This is a genomic window from Rhizobium rosettiformans (genome assembly GCF_016806065.1).
Lineage (GTDB): Bacteria > Pseudomonadota > Alphaproteobacteria > Rhizobiales > Rhizobiaceae > Allorhizobium.
This window is the reverse complement of record NZ_CP032405.1, coordinates 1,843,657-1,865,258: the sequence shown is the minus strand read 5'-3', so window position 1 is coordinate 1,865,258 and position 21,602 is coordinate 1,843,657. Positions and strand designations below refer to the sequence as shown.

Genomic DNA, 21,602 nt, shown 5'->3' with positions numbered 1-21,602 from the left:
CGATGGCACATTTAATTAGAACTTAAGAATTTTCGCAGGCTCGACTATGCTCTGCACCTGGCGCAATCAGAAGGTATGGAAGGTAAAATCTGCTGCGGCGCTACGCTCGAGGACGAGCCTGCCATTGGGCAAATCGTTGCTTTCTACTTTCGCTTCGATCTGTGCCGGTGTGAGACCATAATGGGTCCAGCGTGCCACGAGCCTGCGCTCCAGTTCTTCGATCGGCGGCGCGACCATGACGGTAAGGTCGAAGAGATCCGCGAGGCTCGCCCAGCGCCCCTGCTGCAGCAGCAGATAGTTGCCCTCGGCAATGACGATGCGATCTTCCGCTACAATGCATCGAGCGGCGGCGATGGCGAGTTCGCGGTCACGATCGAAGACGGGCGTGAAGACTTCGCCGCCGGCCTTGACGGCTCTCAGCAGGTCGCCCAGGCCCCTGATGTCGAAGGTATGCGGAGCGCCCTTGCGGGCGATGTCACCGCGCTGTTCAAGGATTGCATTGTCGAGGTGGAAGCCATCCATCGGCAGGACCGCGCTGCGGTGGCCCCTCTCCACGAGTATCTCGTGCAGGCGATCTGCCAGCGTCGACTTTCCCGCACCCGGCGGTCCGGCGACGCCAACGAGCAAGCGGGCACCATCCTGCGCCCGCCGCTCGATCTCGGTGATCAGATCATCCAGCACCGGCGTCATGCGGCGCGCTCGACCTCTGGGGCCGGACGGGCGCCGGTCATGAAGGCGACGGCATCCGACATGGTGTAGTCCTTCGGATTGATGACGCAGAGACGCTTTCCGAGGCGGTGAACATGGATGCGATCGGCCACCTCGAAGACATGCGGCATGTTGTGGCTGATAAGCACGATCGGCAGTCCGCGCGAGCGGACGTCGAGGATCAGCTCGAGCACCTTGCGGCTTTCCTTGACCCCGAGTGCGGCCGTCGGCTCATCGAGGATGATCACTTTCGAGCCGAAGGCCGCAGCACGCGCCACAGCCACACCCTGGCGCTGGCCACCCGAGAGCGTCTCCACCGCCTGATTGATGTTCTGGATCGTCATCAGGCCGAGTTCGGAGAGCTTGTCGCGGGCGATCTTCTCCATTGCAGGCCGGTCCAGCTTGCGAAACAGACTGCCCATGACGCCCGATTTGCGAAGTTCGCGACCGAGGAACATGTTGTCGGCGATCGACAGTGCCGGCGACAAAGCGAGGTTCTGGTAGACGGTCTCGATGCCGGCCTTGCGCGCCTCGATCGGCGAGCGGAATTGCACCGGATTTCCATCGAGGCGGATCTCGCCCTCGTCCGGTATCACGGCACCGGAAATCGCCTTGATCAGCGAAGACTTTCCGGCACCGTTGTCGCCGATGACGGCAAGGATCTCACCCGGATAGAGATCGAAGTCTGCCTGGTCGAGGGCCGTGACGCGGCCGTAACGCTTGACCAGACCGCGGGCTGTGAGAATGGGTTCCTGGGTCATCAGCCTGCTACCTTTCTGATCCACTGGTCGATTGCGACGGCGGCGATGATGAGTACGCCGATCAAGAGATAGGTCCATTGCGGGTCCGTGCCGATCAGACGCAGGCCGAGCTGGAAGACACCGACGATCAACGCCCCGAAGATCATGCCGAGGATCGAGCCACGCCCACCGAAGAGCGAGATGCCGCCGATCACCACGGCCGTGATGGATTCGATATTGGCGAACTGGCCGGCGGTCGGGGACACCGAACCGATACGGCCGATCAGCGCCCAGCCTGCGAGTGCGCAGATGAGGCCGGACAGCGTGTAGACGGAGATCAGCATGCGCTTGACGTTGACGCCTGCGAGTTCCGCCGCATCCGGATCGTCACCGACCGCATAGACGTGGCGGCCCCAGGCAGTGTGGTTCAGCACGTACCAGAGGAGTGCAACGAGGAGCACCATGGCGATAACGCCATAGGTCAGCACCGCGCCACCCATGCGGATGTTCTCGCCGAAGAACTTGAGGATCGGCGCGTTGGCGTCGATGTCCTGGCTGCGGATCGTCTCGTTGGCGGAATAGAGGAAGTTGGTGGCGAGCACGATCTGCCACATGCCGAGTGTGACAATGAAGGGCGGCAGCTTCATGCGCGCCACGAGCACGCCGTTGATGAAGCCACAGAAGGCGCCGACGCCAAGACCGCAGATCACAGCCAGCTCGGGAGGAAGGCCGTAGCGGAAGGCAAACTGACCCATGACGACCGAGGAGAGCACCATGATGGCGCCGACCGAGAGATCGATACCCTTCGTCAGGATGACCAGCGTCTGCGCCGCTCCGACGATACCGACGATGGCAACCTGCTGGAGAATGAGGGTCAGTGTGAAGGCGGAGAAGAACTTGCCGCCGAGAATTATGCCGAAGACGGCGATCGACAGCACAAGCACGATGAGCGCTACGGCTGCCGGGCTCGAATGCAGGAAATGCTGGAAGCGCTCGAGCGCACTCTTTTCGTGACGGTCGAACGAGGCGACTTCGGTCGAACTCGACGTTAGGACCTTCTCAAATTCCTGCGTGGTCCGCGTCTCGGGATTGGCCGGCTGCATGGGTCATCCTCCCTGCCGTTGGTCTTAGTATTCTACATGAAGGATACGCCCGGCCTGCCGCCGCGCAAAGGCCGGGCGTTGCGCCTGGCGGCGGGAGACGAACTCCCGCCGCCGTTTCAGTTCAGGCGCAGGAGTTCGATCAGCCCCAGCACTTCTCGGTGCCGACCTTGGTGTCGATCGACTCGACGCCAGCTGCCGGCTTGTCGGTGACGAGAGCGACGCCCGTGTCGAAGAAGTTCTTGCCTTCGGTCGCAGCCGGCTTTTCGCCGGTGTCTGCGAACTTCTTGATCGCCTCGATGCCGAGCGATGCCATCAGCAGCGGATACTGCTGCGAAGTCGCACCGATGACGCCTTCGGCGACATTCTTGACGCCCGGGCAACCGCCGTCGACCGACACGATCAGCACGTCACCTTCCTTGCCAACAGCCTTCAGCGCTTCATAGGCGCCGGCAGCTGCCGGTTCGTTGATCGTGTGAACGACGTTGATGGACGGATCCTTCTGGAGAAGGTTTTCCATGGCGGTACGGCCGCCTTCTTCGTTGCCGTTCGTGATGTCATGGCCAACGATACGCGGATCGGTTTCGTCGCCGATCTTGTTGATGTCGACGGTGTCGATGCCGAAGCCCTTCATGAAGCCCTGGTTACGCAGGACGTCGACCGACGGCTGCGAAGGCGTGAGGTTCAGGAAGGCGATCTTGGCGTCCTTGGCGGCGTCGCCGAGGGTTGCAGCAGCCCACTTGCCGATCAGTTCCCCGGCGAGAAGGTTGTCGGTCGCGAAGGTCATGTCGGCGGAGTCGATCGGCTCCAGCGGCGTGTCGAGGGCGATGACGAGGAGTCCTGCGTCACGGGCCTTCTGGACGGCCGGAACGATGCCCTGCGTGTCGGATGCGGTAAGCAGGATGCCCTTTGCGCCATCGGCAATGCAGGTTTCGATGGCGGCAACCTGGCTTTCCGAATCGCCGTCGATCTTACCGGCATAGGACTTCAGGCTCACGCCGAGTTCGGCGGCCTTGGCGGTCGCGCCTTCCTTCATCTTGACGAAGAAGGGGTTGGTGTCGGTCTTGGTGATGAGGCAGGCAGAAACGTCGGCTGCCTGCGCCGGGGCGGCGAAAACAACGCCGAGGGCCAGGGTCGACAGGGCAGCAGTGATCAGAGACTTTTTCATTTGGTAATCCTCCCGAATGGTGTCGGCCAGCTCCTCCGGCCGCAGCGTGTCGGCACGGATCACCTTCCGGCGATCCGATCGGCTGCCATCAGGCATCCACTCCTCCACGGGCCCATTTAGAACATGAGGAGATTTCAGCTGTCAATAAATAAATCCAGTTGAATTATTAAATCGGTGTGACATTCTGCGAGCGCTTTCGTAAAAGGAAGCGGTCGGGAGGAGCGGCCTTCAGTGTCACAGGATGATCATGCACGACTGGCGGATCCGGCGCCCAGGGTGAGCGCCGGCGGCGGCTCGAACCAGGTGCGCGTGCGCGCCTATAACGAGCGGCTGGTGCTGTCACTGGTTCGGCAGAATCCCGGCTGTTCGAAGGCCGACATCGCACGCCTCACCGGCCTTTCCGCCCAGACCGTCTCGGTCATCATGCGCTCGCTCGAAAGCGACGAACTCTTGATGCGCGGCGAACCGATCCGCGGCCGCGTGGGCCAGCCCTCCGTCCCGATGTTCATCAACCCGGAAGCCGTCTTCTCTTTCGGCGTTAAGATTGGCCGCCGCAGCGCAGACCTCGTGCTGATGGATTTTGCAGGCACAATCCGGGAGCAACGCCACCGCACCTATCGCTACCCCCATCCGGACCATCTGCTGCCTTTCATCTGCGACGGCATCGCCGCCATGGAAGCTGAGATGGACGAAACCACGCGGGCCCGCATTGCCGGGATCGGCATTGCCGCCCCATTCGAACTCTGGAACTGGGCCGAGGAAGTCGGCGCACCGGAAGGGGCGATGGATATCTGGCGCAAGGTCGACCTTCAGGTTGAGGTCCAGAGCCGCATGGCGCATCCCGTCTATCTGCGCAACGACGCGACCAGTGCCTGCGGGGCAGAACTGGTGTTTGGCGCAGGCCAGCGCTATCCGGATTTCGTCTACTTCTATATTGGCTCGTTCATTGGCGGCGGCATCGTCGTCAATTCGTCTCTTTTCGTCGGTCGAACCGGGACCGCAGGAGCCATAGGGCCCCTGCCCGTCCGCGACAAACACGGCCAGACGCGCCAGCTTCTCGACATTGCCTCGATCTTCGTACTCGAGAACCTGCTGCGCGAACGCGGGCTCGATCCGCAGCCGCTCTGGTATGCGGCGGAAGAATGGATCGACTTCGGCGAGCCACTGGAAATCTGGATCCAGGATACGGCGGCGGCGCTCGCACAGGCCGTGATCGCGGCCGCGTCGATCATCGACTTTGCCGCCGCGATCATCGATGGCGGCTTCCCGGCCTGGGTTCGCCATCGCCTGGTCAAGGCCACCATCGAGGCGATGAACCGCCTCGACCTTCAGGGCGTGGTCATTCCCGACATCGTCGAAGGTGAGGTCGGCGATCAGGCCCGCGCCATCGGCGGCGCCAGCCTGCCGATCTTCGACCGCTACCTCATCGATCAAACCGTGTTGTTCAAGGATACCACCCATGCTGAAGGGCATTGACCCCCTATTGAGCCCAGAGCTCCTCGCCACCCTGCGCGCCATGGGGCATGGCGACGAAATCGCGATCGTCGACGGCAACTATCCAGCGCTGGAGCATGCAAGACGGCTGGTTCGCCTCGACGGGCATCACCTCGTGCCCGTGCTAAACGCGATCCTCAGCGTGATGCCGGTCGACGACTTCGTGCCGGAAGCGATCTTTCGCTCTGTCGTCGGCGGCAAGCCCGACCAGATCGATCCGGTGCATCAGGAGATCATCGACTGCTGCGCAATGCATGAGCCGAAGGTCCCCGTGACCAAGCTGATCGGCGCTGATTTCTACAACCGGGTAAAGGCCGCCCATACTGTCGTACAGACGGGTGAGCCGCGGCTCTACGCCAATGTCATCCTGCGCAAGGGCGTCATCTACCCCTGATCGGGTGGCCGCACTCAGCCCTCAAGGGCGCGCGAGATCCGTCGGGAGAGCTCCACGGGATTCTTCAGAACGATGGCACGGCTGGTGCGCTCCACCAGCTGCTCGCGCGCCAGCCTCGACATTTCGCGCGACACCGTTTCACGGCTTGCGCCGATATGTTCTGCCAATTCCGCATGCACCAGCGGCGGCGAAATGATGCGTTCGCGACCTCCGTCGTTGCGCACGCGCGAAAGCCTGAGCAGCGTGTTGTAAAGGCGGTGCTTGGTGTCGAGAAACGACAGCTCGGACAAACGGTCGTTCATCGCCCGGATACGCTTCGACAGAAGCTGCAGCAGCGCCAGCGCGACATCCGATCTCTGCCGCAGGATGTCGAGAAAGACGATGCAGGGGATCACGGTCACTGTTGCGTCGCTGACAGCCATGAGGCTTGCGGATCGCGCCATGTCATCGATGGCCGACTGCTCGCCGAGGATGTCGCCGCGTTTGAAGCTGCCGAGAATGGCCTCCTTACCGACGGAGAAACGCAGCACGGCGCGGATCTCGCCCGTCTGGACGATGAAGACATCCTTGGACATATCCTCGAAATCGACCAGACTTTCGCCGGCACTCAGCGTGCGAGAATGGCAGCGCAAAAGCCACTCGCGGTCCTCTTCCGGCGTGAGACCAGAAAAAATCGCACATCCGCGCAGTGTCGGAAGCGTGGTTGCCGGAAGCGGCAGGGCGGAGCCTGTCGTAGCGTTTGCTTTCATTTACGGAATACTTGTCGCGTTCATGACGATGGAGCTTACTTATTCGCCGGTATCGATGCTTAGCAAGATGTCGAAAACCAAGACCCTTACAATTCGGCTACCGTAGAGCATCGAATTTCATTCAATTTGAAACAATGCAGAAACCGGTGCGCAAGAGTCAACCGATGGAGCCGGAGGACGGTCCCCAGACGTCGGTGAGCGCAAAGCCCCGCTCGAAGGGATCGAAGGGGTCAAGCGCCACCTGATGCAGTCCGAAGGTGAAACCGCGACCGCTGATGGTAGGGATAACAGCGGGACGTCCGGCCACATCCGACAGGGCCGAGAGTCCGACCTCGAATTCGGAGCCGATGATCGACCGCGACAGCATCACGTCGCCAATCTTCGCCTTGCCACGTGCATGGAGCGTCGCCAGATTGGCCGAGTTGCCGGTGCCACAGGGCGAGCGATCGACGCGCCCCGGCCACATCGTGGTGCAGGTGCGGATTGCCCCGTCAGGATCGACATCACGGAACATCACATAGGCCACGCCCGAGATCGCGGGGATCTCGGGATGGACCACCGGGATCTTGCGATTGATCTCTTCCTTCAGGATCATGCCGGCCTCGACCAGCGCCCGGGCATTGCCCTTTTCGATCGTGAGCCCGACCTGACCGACATCGACAAGCGCGTAGAAGATGCCGCCATAGCTCAGATCGAAGGTGATGCGACCCCATTGTTCGGTGTCGAGCGTCACATCCAGTTCGTGTACGAAGGACGGCACCATGGTGAGCTTAACGCGCTCGCAGCGCCCGTCACGGCAGGTCGCGGTCGCCTTGACGAGGCCGGCTGCCGTTTCCAGCATGACGATCGTCTCGGGCTCCTGCATCTCGACCATACCGCTTTCCAGAAGCGCCGTCGTCACGCAGATCGAGTTGGAGCCGGAGCTCGCATGGGCCTGGTCGGGCTGGAGAATGACGAAGGCGGCATCGGCGGAGGGGGTCTTCGGCGGCAGCAGCAGGTTGACGGAACCGATCGGCGCGCCGCGCGGCTCAAGCACCAGCATGCGTCTCAGCGCCTCGCCCTTGGGATCGGTGTTCAGCCAAAGCAATTGCTCCGCCACCGTCTCACCCGGGATCTTCGGCACGCCACCGACGGCAACCTTTCCGATTTCACCCTCGGCGTGAACGTCGAGCAATTGAAGAGTGCGCTTCCATCTCATGTCATTACCCCATGCCGGTCGACCAGCCCGCCGCGAAAACGGGCCCCTGCCCTTCAAGAGCACAAGCTTATGCGACATCTCAAGGGGATACATCACAGGTGGCGACCTGCAACGTTGCCGGCGCCGTGTTAAATCAGAGGAACGAGATATCCAAGTGCTTTTATTGCGTGCTTGTGAAACGCCTCCGCGATCACCCGCGTTGAAGCCCACGGGAGCTACATCGCAACGAGCTCTCGCCTAGCCGCTGAGACCTACACTCGGATCACTATCAAAGGAAGAAGGAATGGCGCACCCGAAAGGATTCGAACCTCTGACCCCCAGATTCGTAGTCTGGTGCTCTATCCAGCTGAGCTACGGGTGCTTGCCAAAACCGACTGTGCGTCGGCGTGTGGCGATCCTCTAAAACGGGACGATCAGGATTGCAAGCGCCCATTTGAAAAAAGAGTCATTTTCCTGTCACGTGCCTTGCGGGACGATCTCACGCGCGGGCGCGCCAATCGTCGAGAGCCACTGGCCTGTCAGGGATTTCAACGCGGAACATGGTGCCGGGACCCGGTTTTTCCACAAGCGCGATTGTGCCGCCATGGGCGATCACAAGCTCGCGGGCAATCGCAAGACCGAGCCCCGTGCCGCCCGAACGCGCGGAACCGCGGAAGGCGGTGAACAGGTTTTCCCGCGCCTTGCGGGGCATGCCGGGCCCCGTGTCGTCGATGACGATCGCGACGACCGACCCGGTCCGTTGGGCGGACAAGGTGATGCGCCGTCCATGCTCGGGATCGTCAGGCGTGAAAGTGGCCAGCGCTTGGACGGCATTGCGGCAGATGTTGTGAATTACGCGGAAGAGCTGTTCGCTATCGGCATCCACTTCGATGTCGACGCCGACATTGTCGATGAATTCGATACCCGCCTCGTGGCCTAGATGCAGGAGGTCCCGAACCTCCTGGCAGACTTCCGACAGAAGGAAGCGGCGACGACGCGGCTCGGCTTCCGAGGTTTGGCCATAGGAGAGAACCTCGCTGGTGTAACCGACGGCGCGATCGATGGTCCGCAAGAGCTTGGGGGCAAAGCTCTTCACCAGGGGATCATCGACATCGACCAGGCGGTCGGACATCAGCTGGGCCGAGGCCAGGATGTTGCGCATGTCGTGATTGATCTTGGAGACGGCGAGACCGAGGTCGGCGAGCGTCTTCTGCTGGCGCAGCGTCTTCTGCAATTGGTCCTGCATCCGTGAAAGATGACGCCCCGCGACCGCGATCTCGTCATTCCCGACGGTCGGCGGCAACACGCGGGCGGGATCTTCGGGATTTTCCGCAAACACCTGCATGCTGCGGGCCAGACGCCGCACCGGCATGATCATCACGCGATTGATCGCCAGGAACATCAACACGGCAGCGATGACGGAAATAATCAAGGATACGAAGAGGATGTTGCGGGCATAGCCAAGCATGGCCTTGCGCAGCGGCGCTTCGTCCATGACGATCTCGACGGTGACATCACTGCCTTCCGCGATGGGCCCGTAGACGCGCAGCAGACGGTCGCCGCCAAAAATCAGCGTATAGAAGGCGTCGCGGATCGACCCTAGTTCCGAATAATCCGAGAGGTCGAAGGCGGCATCCACCTCGTTCGGCATCTCGGTCACGGCAAGCAGGCGCGAGGTACCATCCTTGCGAAGCACGATGGCCTTCGTTCCCGTGGTCGTCAGCGTATCTTCCTGGACGTTGCGCGGCAGTTCCAGTGGCTGTAGCCCGTCGATCACCACGCCGGCGGCAGCCGCCGTATTCAGCCGATCCTGCAGCCAGCGCTGGCGCATCGTCGCGACGGACGGCGCGAAGATCAGGATTTCGGCCAGCATGACAAAGGCGATCGTCAGCCACAGGAGTTTGCCGGAGAGCCCCCTGATCCGGGACGGCATGGCATACCCCTCGGAGAGGTCGGCCTGCAGATGACTGTCCTGCCGGTCGAACATCGGCCCTCATTCCTTGTCGTCCGTGTCTGTCGCGCAATTGTGACGCTGCCCAAAACGACGTGACGACGCCAGTGTAAAGCGGTGTTTTCAATGCCTAGCACGCGCAAGCCGTGAAGAAACATGAAAGTTTGGTCATGTTCTTTCGCGGGGTTACCAACCTTAACGAAGGAAGCGGCGTGGCGGATGTGTGGCAAGGCGAGGTTTTTTCGCCTTCATTCGCAGGATAAAGGCATCACGGCGACCTGATTGACTCCTGCGCCCCCTGACACTATAAGCCGCGCACGTTCGGAAACAGGCGCCCGGCGGCGCTTACCCGTGCGACGAACCAAAACGCTGTTGCAATTTGCACATCCAAGAAGGGCCGCACCCCGCGGTATTAAATAAATGTCGAAGCGTACTTTCCAACCTTCCAAGCTTGTTCGCAAGCGCCGCCACGGCTTCCGTGCGCGTATGGCCACCAAGGGCGGCCGTCAGGTGCTCAACGCTCGCCGCGCTCGCGGCCGCGCCAAGCTTTCGGCCTAAGGCCGGATGAGCCCGACGAGACTGACGGGCCCATGACGTCCACGGACTCCAAGACATCTGTTGGCCGGCTCAAGAGCCGGCCTCAGTTCCTCGCCGTCAGGCACGGCGAAGCGCGCAAGGGTCGCACCTTCCTGCTGGAGGTTCTCGACCGCAAGGATGACGCGCCGCCCCGCGTGGGCTTCACGGTCACCAAGAAACATGGCAATGCAGTGGAACGTAACCGCATGCGGCGCAGGCTGAAAGAAGCCGTGCGACTGAATGCGGCGTTTGCAATGCAGCCGGGACACGACTATGTCATTGTCGCCCGGCGCGAGGTACTGGATGTGCCTTTCGATCAATTGTCCCGGCAATTGATCCTGCGCATCGAAAACCGCCAGACGAATAACTCCCGGTCAAACAAGACCGCTCCCAGGAAAGAGTGATGCAGAACAACCGCAACTATTTCATCGCGATTGCCTTATCGGTGGTGATCGTACTCGCCTGGCAGTTCTTCTATATGAACCCGCGTATCGAGGCCCAGCGTCAGGCTCAGGAGGCGCAGATCGCCCAGCAGCAGGCACAGGCCGAGCAGCAGGCAACGAACCCAACCGCCACTGTTGACGGCAGCTTGCCGGCGGGAGGGGTCACAAATCCGGAAGCAAGCCGCGATGCCGCCGTTGCCACAACTGCACGCATTGCCATCGAAACCCAGGACCTCGAAGGTTCCATCAACCTGACCGGCGCTCGCTTCGACGATCTGAAACTCCGGCAGTATCGCGAGACCGTCGACCCGACGAGCCCGATCGTCACGCTCTTCAACCCTGCCGAAACGCGTGATGCCTATTTCGCCGAACTCGGCTTCATCGCCGGTGAGAATGCCGGATCGGTTCCGGGTCCGAACACCGTCTGGACCGCGCCGGAAGGTGCCACGCTCACGGAAGCGACACCGGTGACGCTGACCTACACGAACGAGGCCGGCCTCACCTTCACCCGCACCATCTCGGTCGACGAACACTATATGTTCACCGTCGAGGACCAGATCGTCAACAATGGCGCTGCCTCCGCAAGCCTCGCGCCTTACGGCCGCGTTACCCGCTACAACAAGCCGAGCACGCCTTCGATCTTCGTTCTGCATGAAGGCTTCCTCGGCGTTCTCGGCGCCGAAGGCAGCCTGGTCGAGCACGACTATTCGGATGTCGAAGAAGCCGCGATCACCAATGCCAAGGCGACCGGCGGCTGGCTCGGGATCACCGACAAGTACTGGGCCGCATCGCTGATCCCGCAGCAGACCCTGCCTTACGAATCGCGCTTCTCCTACTTCACCGACGGTCAGGCCCGTTTCCAGGCCGACTACAAGAACGATGCCGTGAGCATTCCGGCCGGCCAGAGCACCTCGGTCAAGACCCTGCTGTTCGCTGGAGCCAAGCAGGTTCCGGTCATCGACAGCTATCAGGAAAGCCTCGGCATTCCGAAGTTCGACCTGATGATCGACTGGGGCTGGTTTTACTTCATCACCAAGCCAATGTTCCACCTGATGGACTACTTCTTCCATCTCGTCGGCAATTTCGGCGTAGCCATCTTGCTCACCACCATCGTCGTCAAGCTGCTGTTCTTCCCGCTCGCCAACAAGCAGTACGCCTCCATGGCCAACATGAAGCGTGTGCAGCCGAAGCTCGAAGAACTGAAGACCAAGTATGCCGACGACCGCATGGGTCTGCAGCAGGCGATGATGGCGCTTTACAAGGAAGAGAAGATCAATCCAGTGGCCGGCTGCTGGCCGGTGCTCCTGCAGATCCCGGTCTTCTTCGCGCTCTACAAGGTCATCTACGTCACGATCGAGATGCGTCATGCGCCGTTCTTCGGCTGGATCCAGGATCTCTCCGCTCCCGATCCGACGAGCCTCTTCAATCTGTTCGGGCTGCTGCCCTTCACCCCTCCGCTCTTCCTGATGATCGGCGTCTGGCCGCTGATCATGGGTGTGACCATGTGGGTCCAGATGCGCATGAATCCGACGCCGCCGGATCCGACCCAGGCGATGCTGTTCAACTGGATGCCCGTTATCTTCACCTTCATGCTCGGCACGTTCCCGGCTGGCCTCGTGATCTACTGGGCGTGGAACAACACGCTGTCGATCCTGCAGCAGGCCTTGATCATGAAACGTCACGGCGTGGAGATCGAACTGTTCAAGAACATCGCCAATACGTTCCGCCGGAAACCGGCCCAGACCAAGTGACGATCAAAAGCCCCGGCCAAGCCGGGGCTTTTTCTATGGTGATCGAGATTCAGGCCCATGGCAGACATATCCTCCTCCGCACAACGCTCCTGGCTTGGCATTGCTCTCGTTGCCGGCTCGGCAGTCGCCTGGAGCTATGGCGGTGCTATCCAGCGATTCATCGGCGTGGAGGACGGCTGGACGATCGTGTTCTGGCGCTGCCTGTTCGCTGGCCTTTTTCTCCTTGCCTTCATGCTGATCCGTGACCGGATCGATGGCACGATCCGCCTGTTCCGCGCCATGGGCTGGCCGGGCTTCTGCATCGCCGTCGGTTTTGCCCTCGTCTCGACCTTCTTCGTGCTTGCCGTCACCATGACACCGGTAGCCAATGTCGTGCTGTTCATGGCATCCATCCCGCTGTTTGCAGCCCTTCTCGCGCGCGTCGTGCTCGGGGAACCGATCACGCCGGTCACCTGGGGTGCCATCGGTGCGGTCATCCTCGGTGTGGGAATCATGGTCTCGTCCTCGATCGGCGAAGGTGGCTCGATCCTCGGACTGGCGCTTGCTGCGGCGATCCCGGCAATCTTCGCCTGCATGACAGTGCTGACCCGCCGCTATCCCGGCATCCGCATGACGCCGGCTGCCTGCGGCGGCTCCTTCATCGCCTGCGCTATCGCAGCAAGCCAGGCCGGCGCCTTTGCCGTCGGCTTCCAGGACCTCACCTTGCTCTTTTGCTTCGGCGCCCTCAATCTCGGGCTCGGCATGGCGCTCTACGTCACCGGTGCCCGGATGATCCCCTCGGCACTCGCGGCGCTTCTCGGCACCGCCGAGATGATCCTTGCGCCTGTCTGGATGGTCCTTCTGCATAACGAGATCCCGTCGGGGCGCACGATCATCGGCGGCGCGCTCGTCATGGCCGCCCTGTTCACCTATCTGATCAGCCATGCGCGGCAGGCCTCGCGTCCGGTCCCGACCGCGGCTGCTTGACTTTCCGGGCCAAAACCGGGATCTGTCCCGCTTACGAAAGGCCAGCCCATGACCGAAATACACGACAAACCCGACCAGCCGCTTTTCGGCCGCCCCTGGATCTTCATCCGCGGCGTGCCGTCGATGGAATTCCTGCCGCCAGAAGGGCCGCTTGAAGTGGCCTTTGCCGGACGCTCGAATGTCGGCAAGTCGTCGCTGATCAATGCGCTCGTCGGCCAGAAAGGCCTGGCTCGCACCTCGAACACGCCCGGTCGCACGCAGGAACTCAACTATTTCGTGCCCGACGGCTATTCCGGCGGGGCAGGCGACCTGCCGCCGATGGCGCTCGTCGACATGCCCGGCTACGGCTATGCGCAGGCGCCGAAGGAACATGTCGATGCCTGGACGAAGCTCGTCTTCGATTATCTTCGGGGTCGCGCGACGCTGAAGCGCGTCTATGTGCTGATCGACAGCCGTCACGGCATCAAGAAGAACGATGACGAGGTGCTTTCGCTGCTCGACAAGGCCGCCGTCTCTTACCAGATCGTGCTGACCAAGACCGACAAGATCAAGGCCCCAGGTGTCGTGAAGCTGATTGCGGAGACGCAGGAAAAGATCAAGAAGCGCCCCGCAGCCTTCCCTGTCGTGCTTTCGACATCTTCTGAAAAAGGTGATGGCCTCGACCAATTGCGCGGGGCAATCAGCGAGGCCATCGGTCGGAGCCTTTGACGCTCAGGCTCCGATCAGATCGGCCCGATCAGGCGGTGACCGGGTCGAACCGTATTCCTTACATCTTCGGCAGGATCACCGCGTCGACGACGTGAATGACGCCGTTCGACTGCTTGACGTCCGCGATGGTCACGGTCGAGACGCCGCCGTTTTCGTCGGTCAGCGTCACCTTGCCGTCGGCCGCCTTGCCCTTCAGGACACAGCCGCCGACGGTCGCGACATCGGCTTCACCGCCATTGTCGGAGATCATCTTGACGAGGGCTTCCGCCATCACTTCCGACGCCACGACGTGGCAGGTCAGGACCTTGGTGAGCTGTTCCTTGTTCTCAGGTTTCAGCAGCGTGTCGACCGTGCCGGCCGGCAGCTTGGCGAAGGCCTCGTTGGTCGGAGCGAAGACGGTGAACGGACCGGCGCCCGAAAGGGTTTCAACGAGACCGGCTGCCTGGACGGCGGCAACGAGCGTCGTGTGATCCTGCGAGTTGACGGCGTTTTCGACGATGTTCTTGGTTTCGAGCATTTCACCACCGCCGACCATCGGATTGGCGGCATAGGCTGCGGCAGCCCCTGCCAAGATGGCTGCGGAGAATGCGAGCGGGCGAAGAGCGGTCTTGAACATTGAAGGTATCCTCTTATCCTTGGTGTTCACGATCGTGTCCCTGCGGTTCGGGCGGGACATCGGGGCATTCCTCAGCGGGAACACCACCAAGGACGGCGGGTTGTCCAAAGAAGTTTCAGGCGGCCCGAAAAAATCGACCGCCTGAAACCAATCCATTGAATTCATGACAGAATTTCTTCGTCAGGGACGAACTTCGCCGAGCGCCACGACAGGCCCCGTGGCTTGTCCGGTCGGCGAGCCGCCGAAAGGCTCAAGGCTGACGGCCAGCACGACACCTTCCGTCAGGCGCGCGCGCAGCGCCTCGGGAACGTCGAGTTCGCCTTGCCCGGTCTGGGGCAATACGCCGAGCGATATCGGTGCCTGCTCACCCTCTACGAGCCAGAGTTCGAGTGATTTCTCATCAGCACCGCCGCTTGCGACGGGGGTGACAGCGAGGCGGCCCGAGTTCCCGTCGTAGCGTGCATGCAGGGCAATCGCCTGGTTCTCGCCAGCGAGTTCGGCGGTCAGCGCCGCCTGCGGCTTCGGACGCATGCGTTCTGCATAATCGAGCCCGAACACTAGACCGAGTGCCGCAATGGAAGCAAAGCTCAGGCCCCGCCAGAGTACCAGCGAATTCCACAGGCTGCCCTTTACCGCCGCGACCGCGGCAGGAGACGCAAACAGCCGATCCTCGATCTTCGAAAACAGCTGATCCGGGGCTGCGACCTCGGCGTAATCGTCGTTGAACTGGATGAGGTTCTCTTCCCAGCGCTTGACCATGGCGGCGAACTGTCGGTCGTGGCGCAGGCGCGCGTCCACCTTCTGCCGCTCAGTTCCGCTCAGGACACCGAGGACATATTCGCCCGCGAGAACTTCATCTCGCGACCGGTCTCCCTTGCTTTGGTCAGGCGTGCTCATCCATGCACTCTCTCAGTTTCAAAAGGCTGCGCCGCAGCCATGTGCGCATCGTGTTCAACGGAACGGCGAAATGATCCGCCAGCTCCTGGTAGGACAGCCCCTCGACATAGGCCTGGCGAACGGCGAGCGCCCGATCAGGATCCAATGCCTCCAGGCAGGTGTCAATGCGGCCGCCCTCGGATCTGAGCACCGCATGCTCTTCTGGATCGGGCGCCAGATCGGCAATATCGGCCGCAGCTTCGATGTCTTCTCCTTCCGGCCGCCGTGCGCGCAGACGATCGATGCAATGGTAGCGGACGATCGCGCAGAGCCAGGGATAGGCATTGTCGCCCGCACCCGTATAGGTCCCGGCCTTGTGCCAGATCTTCACGAACACATCCTGGAGAGCCTCTTCAGCCTCTCCCCTGTCTTTCAGCATACGCAGACAGATGGCGAAAAGTTTCGCCGAAATGCGACCATAGAGCAGAGAAAAGGCGGCACGGTCCTTCAGCGCCACGCGGGCCAGCAAGCCGCCGATATCGTCGCGTTCCATGAAGCCCCCTGGTGCAGTTGGCCGAGATATAGAGCACCATTTTCAGCAGACAATGCGACGAGAAGAAGAAGCATGTCATGATGCGCCCATCATGGGTCGCTTATATTGCCGGACAATTATTCCCTCTGTCGTCCGGATGCGCTAAAAGGCCGCGATCCAGAACGAGGGTATCCGATGACGGCTTCCGAAAGCGAAACGCAGGCCAGGCTTCTCGCCCAGGCCCTGCCCTTCATGCAGCGCTATGAAAACAAGACCATCGTTGTGAAATACGGCGGTCATGCCATGGGCAATCCGGAGCTCGGCAAGGCATTCGCTGCCGATATCGCGCTTCTGAAGCAGTCCGGCGTCAACCCGATCGTCGTGCATGGCGGCGGCCCGCAAATCGGGGCGATGCTTGCCCGCATGGGCATCGAATCACGCTTCGAGAACGGTCTTCGCGTCACCGACCAGAAGACGGTCGAGATCGTCGAGATGGTGCTGGCCGGTTCGATCAACAAGGAAATCGTCGCGCTGATCAACCAGACCGGCGAATGGGCGATCGGGCTTTGCGGCAAGGACGGGAACATGGTCTTTGCCGAAAAGGCGCAGAAGAAGGTCCGCGATCCCGACAGCAATATCGAGCGCGTGCTCGACCTCGGCTTCGTCGGTGACGTCGTCGAAGTGGACCGCACCCTGCTCGACCTGCTTGCCCGCTCCGAAATGATCCCGGTCATCGCGCCGGTTGCGCCTGGCCGCGATGGCGCCACCTACAATATCAATGCGGACACCTTTGCCGGTGCAATTGCAGGCGCGCTCAATGCCTCGCGCCTGCTTTTCCTCACCGACGTGCCCGGCGTTCTCGACAAGGATGGCAAGCTGATCAAGGAACTGTCGGTCGCTGAAGCCCATGCGCTGATCAAGGACGGGACGATCTCAGGCGGCATGATCCCGAAGGTCGAGACCTGCATCGAAGCGATCCAGGCCGGCGTCCAGGGTGTGGTCATCTTGAACGGCAAGACCGCCCATTCCGTGCTGCTCGAACTCTTCACCGAGACGGGTGCGGGCACGCTGCTCGTTCCCTGACCCGGATCTCAACGCTGCCGGTCACTCGATCGGCAGCGGACGCTCCAGCTTCTCGCTTCCCGGTGTCACCGTGCGCATCAAGGCAACCGCGATCAGCACGATCGCATAGGCGACGAAGTTGTAGATGAGGCCGAGGCTCAGGCCTTCGGCATAAACCTCCTGTCCCGACATCCCCGCGGCGGCATTGCGCGCCAGATCCGAGAAGAAGATCTCGCTGACGATCGCAATGCCGAGCGCACTTCCCACCTGCTGGATGGCTTGAAGCGCGCCCGATCCGCCGCCCGCATCCTGCGGCGGCACGCCAGCCAGCACGAGCTGGAACATCGGCGCAATCGCGATGCCCATGCCAAGGCCGCTCAGAAGAAACCAGGGCAGGAGCGCCATGCGGTCAATGCTCTCTCCCAAGGTCTGAATCTCGGCACGCAAAAATCCCATGCCGATCATCACCATGACGACACCGGCCACCACGCGGATGCGCGGCGCAATACTACCGAGGCGGCCAGAGATGAGCGAGGCGACGAAGATGCCGACGGAAAAGGGCACGGTGGTCATGCCCGACTGCAGCGGGGTGAGGCCATAGCCTTGCTGCAGGAACATCGCGAAGATCAGGAAGAAGCCCGGGAGGGTCGAGAAGAAGGTCGCGGTCATCAGCGAGCCGATGACATAGTTGCGGTTTTTCATCAACGCGACGGGTAAAAGTTCCGGTGCCTTGATCCGGTGCTGGCGACGCTCCCAGAAGCCGAAAGCCACGCCAAAAGGAATGGCCATCGCGACCATCACGAAGCACCAAAGGGGCCAGCCGAAACCGCGTCCCTCGATCAGCGGGAAGATGATGCAAAAGATCGTCAGGGCAGCCAGAATGATGCCGACGAAATCGTTCTTCAGGCCGGGCTTGGGCGGAAGTGCCGGGATCAGACGCCAGCCGAGCAGGATGGTCATGATCCCGACTGGAATATTGATGAGAAAGATCGGCCGCCAGCCAAGTCCGAGTACATCGAGACTGATCAGCCACCCGCCAAGGATAGGGCCGGACACCGAAGCGAGGCCGGCGCTGAGGCCGAACAAGGAGAAGGCCGCAGCGCGCTCTTTCGGCGGGAACATCATCTGGGCAATCGCCAGCACCTGAGGCGTCATCACCGCAGCCCCCGCGCCCTGCAACAACCGCGCCACCACCAGCCAGCCGATATCGGGCGCGAGACCGCACAGCAGCGAGGCAAAGGTGAAGGCCGCCACGCCGACCAGAAAGACCTGCTTCTTGCCCCGGACATCGCCGAGCCGGCCAAACGGCAACAACCCGAGCGCAAAGACCAGCACGTAGCCAGCGACCACCCATTCGATCTGGCTGGAGGTCGCGCCAAGCTCGGATTGCAGGCTCGGCAGCGCGACATTAACGATGGTGACATCGAGCAGGTTCATGAAGTTTGCCAGCATCATGACCGCCAGCGCCGTCCAGCGCTTGGGGTATGGCTGTTCGGCGTCGGCGCTGATCGTTGGTGACGCGGGTGTCTTGGTGTGCACTTTTGTCTCCCCGCCCTCGGCGCGCTTGTGCCGTCCGGTGTATCGCGCAGCGGGATGGGTCGCAACGGGGCAAGGGTGTCCGTCGTGGTGAGTCGGCCGTGGCGGCGTTCCTCTCCCCCTTGCGGGAGAGGATGGAAAATCGAAGGCTTAGGCGAGCGCAAGCCGCCTAAACTTCAGATTTTCCCAGAGAGGGGCAAGGTTCCGCTGGCGCAAAGCTCACCGAGCCCCCCTCTTGCGAAACCGCAAGGGGGGAGATGCGCGTCGCGCCCCTCCTCACACCAGAACCAACAACAAGACCCCGAACACAATCAGCACGCATCCCGCAATCTCCAGCCTGTTGATCCTCTCCTTGAAGAACAGCACTGACGACGCAAAGGTGAAGAGCATCTCGACCTGAGCCAAGGCTTTCACCACCGCCACCTGCTGCAGGGTCATCGCCGTGAACCAGCCGAAGGAGGCCGTGGCGCCGACGAAGCCGACGAGGGCGCTGACTTTCCAGGCGGCCCGGACGCGGGTCAGCTCTGTCCGATCACGCCAGGCCATCCAGAGAAACATCGACAGGGTCTGGATCGTGATGACGACGCAGAGCGTGTAGCCGGCCTGCACCATGGCATCCGGTGCGGGCAGGCTCGGGGACAGTGACAGCGAGGCGGTGCGATAGGCGATCGCGGAGACGCCGAAGAAGAAACCGGAGGCGAGGCCGATCAGAGCCGTGCGGCTGCCCACAGAGGTGACAAGGCTCAAGGGCGTGAAGGCCGTGCGCGCCACGGAAATCAGCATGACGCCGAGGATCGAGACGAGAATTGCGGCGGTCGTGCCCAAGCCGATCGTTTCGCCGAACAGAAGAAGCGCCAGCAAAGCCGCTTGCGCGGGTTCGGTGCGCGAATAGGCAGTGCCGACGGCGAAGTTACGGAACGAAAAAAGGTGCACAAGCAGGAAGGTCGCCGTGATCTGCGCGAGTGCCCCGATGACCGCCCAGATCGCAAAGGTCAGCCCTGGCACCGGCAGGGGACGGTCGAGGCCGAGGTGCAGGATTGCGAGGTAGAGGAAGGCGAAGGGCAGGCCGAAGCCGAAGCGGACGAAGGTCGCACCTGTCGTGCCCATCCGTCCTTTGAGGTGTTTCTGCAGCGTCGAGCGCAGGTTTTGCAGGAAGGCGCTACCAACCGTGATGAGGGCCCAGAGTTCCATGGGAAAGCGTCCAGAAAGGCCGAAGCGCGGGGGTGTCGGCTTGCGGCAGGAGATCGGAAAAGGTCGCGGTTAGGCCTTGAGCTTACGCCTCAGGTCCTGCGGCTCACGCCTGACGCTGGCGAATCGTGCCTGAACTCACCGGATGGAAGCGCGCGGGCAGGCGCTTGCGATCCTGCAGGACCACGACCCGTTCCATCGCCGAAATCGCCATCTTCTTTCCCATCTTTCCCAGATAGCACTTCCCGAAGCGGCGACCAATGCTAATTAGAGGCAACGCGCCTGATGTCGTCAGGCCCTTCGCACTGCCCAAGAGGACATGATGAACACGCCAGCCAAGATCCCCTCGCCCGCCGACTTTTCCCATGTGCGCGACTGGGTCTTCGACCTCGACAACACGCTCTATCCGCATCACATCAATCTCTTCGCGCAGATCGACACGAACATGACCGGTTTCGTGGCTGAATTGCTGCAGATGGAGCCGGCAGAGGCGAAACTGCTGCAGAAGCGCTACTACCATGAACACGGCACGACGCTCGCCGGACTGATGCTGCACCACAAGGTCGATCCGAACGCGTTTCTAGAGCGGGCGCATGCGATCGACTATTCGGCCCTGATCCCGGACGAGGCGTTGGGCACTGCGATCAAGCAGCTGCCGGGTCGAAAATTCATCTTCACCAACGGCACGGTTGCGCATGCGGAAGCGGCTGCGCGGGCACTCGGCATCCTCGACCATTTCGACGACATCTTCGACATTGTCGCTGCCGATTACGTACCCAAGCCTGCCGGATCAACCTATGACAAGTTCGCGAGTTTGAACCGCATCGACACCAAACATGCCGCCATGTTCGAGGACCTGCCGCGCAATCTGATGGTGCCTAAGGCGCTGGGCATGAAGACCGTGCTGCTTGTGCCGCGCAATCTGGATACCGCGATCCTGGAGACCTGGGAGCGGGTCGAGCATATCGATGCCGATGTCGTCGACTATCTCACCGACGATCTCACGACCTTCCTGCAGCGGCTGCTCTCCCATGCAGTGTGAGCGCAAGCTTACGAAAGTTTCATGCAGCTTACCGAGAGTTAAGTAGGGCCTGAGCCCGCCCGCCTCTACGGTCATCCCATCGAAGCAGATACTCGAAAGGATACCAAATGAACGGCAAGACCCTGACGCTGGCCGCCGTGGCCGCCTCTCTGATGATCGGCACGGCTGGCAGCGCCTTCGCACAGGACCGCGGTGAACGCCGGGGCCCCGGCCGTGGTGGTCCGGAAGCGATGTTCGTGCAGATGCTGCAGCAGCATGACACCAACAAAGACGGCAAGATCAGCAAGGAAGAAGCGACAGCAGCAAGCACCGCGCTGTTTGCCGCCATCGATGCCGACAAGGACGGCGTGCTGACACCAGGCGAGATACGCCAGCACCGCGAAGCGATGCGCGAGGAGTACAAGGCCAACCGTGAAGCCATGCGGGCCGAGCGCCAGGCGGCACGGGAAGCGGCCAAGGCCGACGCACCCACCCTACCCCCGGGTGATGCACCGCAGGAGCAGGCCATGAACGACGGCCCGCGTGGCGAAGCGCGCGATGGCAAGGGCCCGCACGGCAAGCGTCAAGGTTGGCACAATGAACGTGCCGAGCGCGGTGAAAATCGTCGTGGTCCGGATGGTATGCGCGGCGCAGGTCGCATGATGCGGGTGGCCGATACCGACGAAAACGGCCAGATCAGCCAGGCGGAGGCCACCGCCATGGTCGACCGGATGTTCACCCGCATGGACCGCAACAATGACGGTTTCATCAGCGCCGACGACATGCCGAAGCGGCCGGTGATGTTCCGCTGATGCGGATCTCCGCAGATCGATGAGTGCCGAAACG

22 protein-coding genes and 1 tRNA gene are annotated in these 21,602 nt (G+C 61.8%); 10 read left to right on the top strand and 13 right to left on the bottom strand.

Going from position 1 to position 21,602, the window contains the following annotated elements:
• Positions 1-66: 66 nt before the first annotated feature.
• The 4 genes from D4A92_RS08930 to D4A92_RS08915 form a co-directional block, all read right to left on the bottom strand.
• On the bottom strand, positions 67-690 hold the full coding sequence (locus D4A92_RS08930) for a nucleoside triphosphate hydrolase (protein WP_203019374.1): 624 nt from the start codon (positions 688-690) through the stop codon (positions 67-69).
• The gene (locus D4A92_RS08925; protein WP_006727985.1) at positions 687-1,469 is read right to left on the bottom strand and encodes an ATP-binding cassette domain-containing protein; all 783 of its coding nucleotides are present in this window, start codon (positions 1,467-1,469) and stop codon (positions 687-689) included. Before D4A92_RS08925 ends, D4A92_RS08930 begins: the two co-directional genes overlap by 4 nt.
• Entirely contained in the window at positions 1,469-2,551 is a 1,083-nt protein-coding gene (locus D4A92_RS08920; RefSeq protein WP_203019373.1) for an ABC transporter permease, read from the bottom strand. The genes D4A92_RS08925 and D4A92_RS08920 overlap by 1 nt, the downstream gene beginning before the upstream one ends.
• A gap of 139 nt (positions 2,552-2,690) precedes the next feature.
• Complete coding sequence (locus D4A92_RS08915) at positions 2,691-3,716, bottom strand: sugar ABC transporter substrate-binding protein (RefSeq protein ID WP_203019372.1); 1,026 nt, start codon at positions 3,714-3,716, stop codon at positions 2,691-2,693.
• A 231-nt stretch (positions 3,717-3,947) separates the two neighbouring features.
• On the opposite strand from D4A92_RS08915, the gene D4A92_RS08910 reads away from it, so the two are divergent.
• Positions 3,948-5,192 carry an ROK family transcriptional regulator gene (locus tag D4A92_RS08910; protein WP_203019371.1) on the top strand — a complete coding sequence of 415 codons (1,245 nt, stop codon included), beginning with the start codon at positions 3,948-3,950 and terminating at the stop codon, positions 5,190-5,192.
• Positions 5,176-5,604 carry an RbsD/FucU family protein gene (locus D4A92_RS08905; RefSeq protein WP_203019370.1) on the top strand — a complete coding sequence of 143 codons (429 nt, stop codon included), beginning with the start codon at positions 5,176-5,178 and terminating at the stop codon, positions 5,602-5,604. The genes D4A92_RS08910 and D4A92_RS08905 overlap by 17 nt, the downstream gene beginning before the upstream one ends.
• Positions 5,605-5,618: 14 nt before the next feature.
• On the opposite strand, the gene D4A92_RS08900 is transcribed toward D4A92_RS08905, so the two are convergent.
• The 4 genes from D4A92_RS08900 to D4A92_RS08885 all read right to left on the bottom strand — a co-directional run bounded on the left by D4A92_RS08900 (position 5,619) and on the right by D4A92_RS08885 (position 9,517).
• Complete coding sequence (locus tag D4A92_RS08900; protein WP_054149102.1) at positions 5,619-6,353, bottom strand: Crp/Fnr family transcriptional regulator; 735 nt, start codon at positions 6,351-6,353, stop codon at positions 5,619-5,621.
• Between the two features lie 157 nt (positions 6,354-6,510).
• On the bottom strand, positions 6,511-7,551 hold the full coding sequence (locus tag D4A92_RS08895) for a proline racemase family protein (RefSeq protein WP_203019368.1): 1,041 nt from the start codon (positions 7,549-7,551) through the stop codon (positions 6,511-6,513).
• A 284-nt stretch (positions 7,552-7,835) separates the two neighbouring features.
• Positions 7,836-7,912 (bottom strand) — tRNA-Arg (locus tag D4A92_RS08890).
• 117 nt (positions 7,913-8,029) lie between these two features.
• Positions 8,030-9,517, bottom strand: coding sequence for a sensor histidine kinase (locus D4A92_RS08885; protein ID WP_203019366.1), 1,488 nt, complete (start codon positions 9,515-9,517; stop codon positions 8,030-8,032).
• 384 nt (positions 9,518-9,901) lie between these two features.
• On the opposite strand from D4A92_RS08885, the gene rpmH reads away from it, so the two are divergent.
• From rpmH to yihA, 5 genes are read left to right on the top strand one after another with little or no spacing between them, the layout of a single operon-like run.
• Complete coding sequence (rpmH, locus tag D4A92_RS08880; RefSeq protein ID WP_006727993.1) at positions 9,902-10,039, top strand: 50S ribosomal protein L34; 138 nt, start codon at positions 9,902-9,904, stop codon at positions 10,037-10,039.
• 32 nt (positions 10,040-10,071) lie between these two features.
• Positions 10,072-10,461, top strand: coding sequence for a ribonuclease P protein component (gene rnpA, locus D4A92_RS08875; protein ID WP_069042425.1), 390 nt, complete (start codon positions 10,072-10,074; stop codon positions 10,459-10,461).
• Positions 10,461-12,251, top strand: a complete 1,791-nt coding sequence (gene yidC, locus D4A92_RS08870; RefSeq protein WP_203019365.1) for a membrane protein insertase YidC — start codon at positions 10,461-10,463, stop codon at positions 12,249-12,251. The genes rnpA and yidC overlap by 1 nt, the downstream gene beginning before the upstream one ends.
• Positions 12,252-12,308: 57 nt before the next feature.
• Complete coding sequence (locus D4A92_RS08865; RefSeq protein WP_203019363.1) at positions 12,309-13,217, top strand: DMT family transporter; 909 nt, start codon at positions 12,309-12,311, stop codon at positions 13,215-13,217.
• A gap of 48 nt (positions 13,218-13,265) precedes the next feature.
• A complete protein-coding gene (yihA, locus tag D4A92_RS08860; protein ID WP_203019361.1) occupies positions 13,266-13,925 on the top strand; it encodes a ribosome biogenesis GTP-binding protein YihA/YsxC in 660 nt (219 codons plus the stop codon).
• A 58-nt stretch (positions 13,926-13,983) separates the two neighbouring features.
• Here yihA and D4A92_RS08855 read toward each other — a convergent pair whose 3' ends face one another.
• From D4A92_RS08855 to D4A92_RS08845, 3 genes are all read right to left on the bottom strand, one after another.
• Positions 13,984-14,541, bottom strand: a complete 558-nt coding sequence (locus D4A92_RS08855; RefSeq protein ID WP_203019359.1) for a fasciclin domain-containing protein — start codon at positions 14,539-14,541, stop codon at positions 13,984-13,986.
• A 180-nt stretch (positions 14,542-14,721) separates the two neighbouring features.
• On the bottom strand, positions 14,722-15,438 hold the full coding sequence (locus D4A92_RS08850; protein WP_203019357.1) for an anti-sigma factor: 717 nt from the start codon (positions 15,436-15,438) through the stop codon (positions 14,722-14,724).
• A complete protein-coding gene (locus D4A92_RS08845; RefSeq protein ID WP_203019356.1) occupies positions 15,425-15,970 on the bottom strand; it encodes a sigma-70 family RNA polymerase sigma factor in 546 nt (181 codons plus the stop codon). The genes D4A92_RS08850 and D4A92_RS08845 overlap by 14 nt, the downstream gene beginning before the upstream one ends.
• Before the next feature lie 174 nt (positions 15,971-16,144).
• Between D4A92_RS08845 and argB the strand changes: the two genes are divergently transcribed.
• Complete coding sequence (gene argB / locus D4A92_RS08840) at positions 16,145-17,032, top strand: acetylglutamate kinase (RefSeq protein ID WP_203019355.1); 888 nt, start codon at positions 16,145-16,147, stop codon at positions 17,030-17,032.
• Positions 17,033-17,053: 21 nt separating this feature from the next.
• Here the strand turns inward: argB and D4A92_RS08835 are convergent, their stop codons facing one another.
• Both D4A92_RS08835 and D4A92_RS08830 read right to left on the bottom strand, forming a co-directional pair.
• Positions 17,054-18,550 (bottom strand): MFS transporter, encoded by a 1,497-nt coding sequence (locus D4A92_RS08835; RefSeq protein ID WP_203019354.1) that lies wholly within the window; start codon positions 18,548-18,550, stop codon positions 17,054-17,056.
• A gap of 273 nt (positions 18,551-18,823) precedes the next feature.
• Positions 18,824-19,738, bottom strand: coding sequence for an EamA family transporter (locus D4A92_RS08830; protein WP_203019353.1), 915 nt, complete (start codon positions 19,736-19,738; stop codon positions 18,824-18,826).
• A 319-nt stretch (positions 19,739-20,057) separates the two neighbouring features.
• Here D4A92_RS08830 and D4A92_RS08825 point away from each other — a divergent pair, with 319 nt between their 5' ends.
• Positions 20,058-20,777, top strand: coding sequence for a pyrimidine 5'-nucleotidase (locus D4A92_RS08825; RefSeq protein ID WP_203019352.1), 720 nt, complete (start codon positions 20,058-20,060; stop codon positions 20,775-20,777).
• Positions 20,778-20,884: 107 nt separating this feature from the next.
• Entirely contained in the window at positions 20,885-21,568 is a 684-nt protein-coding gene (locus D4A92_RS08820; RefSeq protein ID WP_203019351.1) for a calcium-binding protein, read from the top strand.
• Positions 21,569-21,602: the final 34 nt, after the last annotated feature.

Excerpts from the sequence above, each read along its gene's own strand:
- D4A92_RS08900 (WP_054149102.1), bottom strand. The coding sequence starts at position 6,353 with ATGAAAGCAAACGCTACGACAGGCTCCGCCCTGCCGCTTCCGGCAACC.
- D4A92_RS08920 (WP_203019373.1), bottom strand. The coding sequence starts at position 2,551 with ATGCAGCCGGCCAATCCCGAGACGCGGACCACGCAGGAATTTGAGAAG.
- D4A92_RS08930 (WP_203019374.1), bottom strand. The coding sequence starts at position 690 with ATGACGCCGGTGCTGGATGATCTGATCACCGAGATCGAGCGGCGGGCG.
- D4A92_RS08830 (WP_203019353.1), bottom strand. The coding sequence starts at position 19,738 with ATGGAACTCTGGGCCCTCATCACGGTTGGTAGCGCCTTCCTGCAAAAC.
- D4A92_RS08850 (WP_203019357.1), bottom strand. The coding sequence starts at position 15,438 with ATGAGCACGCCTGACCAAAGCAAGGGAGACCGGTCGCGAGATGAAGTT.
- D4A92_RS08895 (WP_203019368.1), bottom strand. The coding sequence starts at position 7,551 with ATGAGATGGAAGCGCACTCTTCAATTGCTCGACGTTCACGCCGAGGGT.
- yidC (WP_203019365.1), top strand. The coding sequence starts at position 10,461 with ATGCAGAACAACCGCAACTATTTCATCGCGATTGCCTTATCGGTGGTG.
- D4A92_RS08825 (WP_203019352.1), top strand. The coding sequence starts at position 20,058 with ATGAACACGCCAGCCAAGATCCCCTCGCCCGCCGACTTTTCCCATGTG.
- D4A92_RS08845 (WP_203019356.1), bottom strand. The coding sequence starts at position 15,970 with ATGGAACGCGACGATATCGGCGGCTTGCTGGCCCGCGTGGCGCTGAAG.
- rnpA (WP_069042425.1), top strand. The coding sequence starts at position 10,072 with ATGACGTCCACGGACTCCAAGACATCTGTTGGCCGGCTCAAGAGCCGG.
- D4A92_RS08905 (WP_203019370.1), top strand. The coding sequence starts at position 5,176 with ATGCTGAAGGGCATTGACCCCCTATTGAGCCCAGAGCTCCTCGCCACC.
- yihA (WP_203019361.1), top strand. The coding sequence starts at position 13,266 with ATGACCGAAATACACGACAAACCCGACCAGCCGCTTTTCGGCCGCCCC.
- rpmH (WP_006727993.1), top strand. The coding sequence starts at position 9,902 with ATGTCGAAGCGTACTTTCCAACCTTCCAAGCTTGTTCGCAAGCGCCGC.
- D4A92_RS08855 (WP_203019359.1), bottom strand. The coding sequence starts at position 14,541 with ATGTTCAAGACCGCTCTTCGCCCGCTCGCATTCTCCGCAGCCATCTTG.
- D4A92_RS08915 (WP_203019372.1), bottom strand. The coding sequence starts at position 3,716 with ATGAAAAAGTCTCTGATCACTGCTGCCCTGTCGACCCTGGCCCTCGGC.
- D4A92_RS08820 (WP_203019351.1), top strand. The coding sequence starts at position 20,885 with ATGAACGGCAAGACCCTGACGCTGGCCGCCGTGGCCGCCTCTCTGATG.
- D4A92_RS08865 (WP_203019363.1), top strand. The coding sequence starts at position 12,309 with ATGGCAGACATATCCTCCTCCGCACAACGCTCCTGGCTTGGCATTGCT.
- D4A92_RS08885 (WP_203019366.1), bottom strand. The coding sequence starts at position 9,517 with ATGTTCGACCGGCAGGACAGTCATCTGCAGGCCGACCTCTCCGAGGGG.
- argB (WP_203019355.1), top strand. The coding sequence starts at position 16,145 with ATGACGGCTTCCGAAAGCGAAACGCAGGCCAGGCTTCTCGCCCAGGCC.
- D4A92_RS08925 (WP_006727985.1), bottom strand. The coding sequence starts at position 1,469 with ATGACCCAGGAACCCATTCTCACAGCCCGCGGTCTGGTCAAGCGTTAC.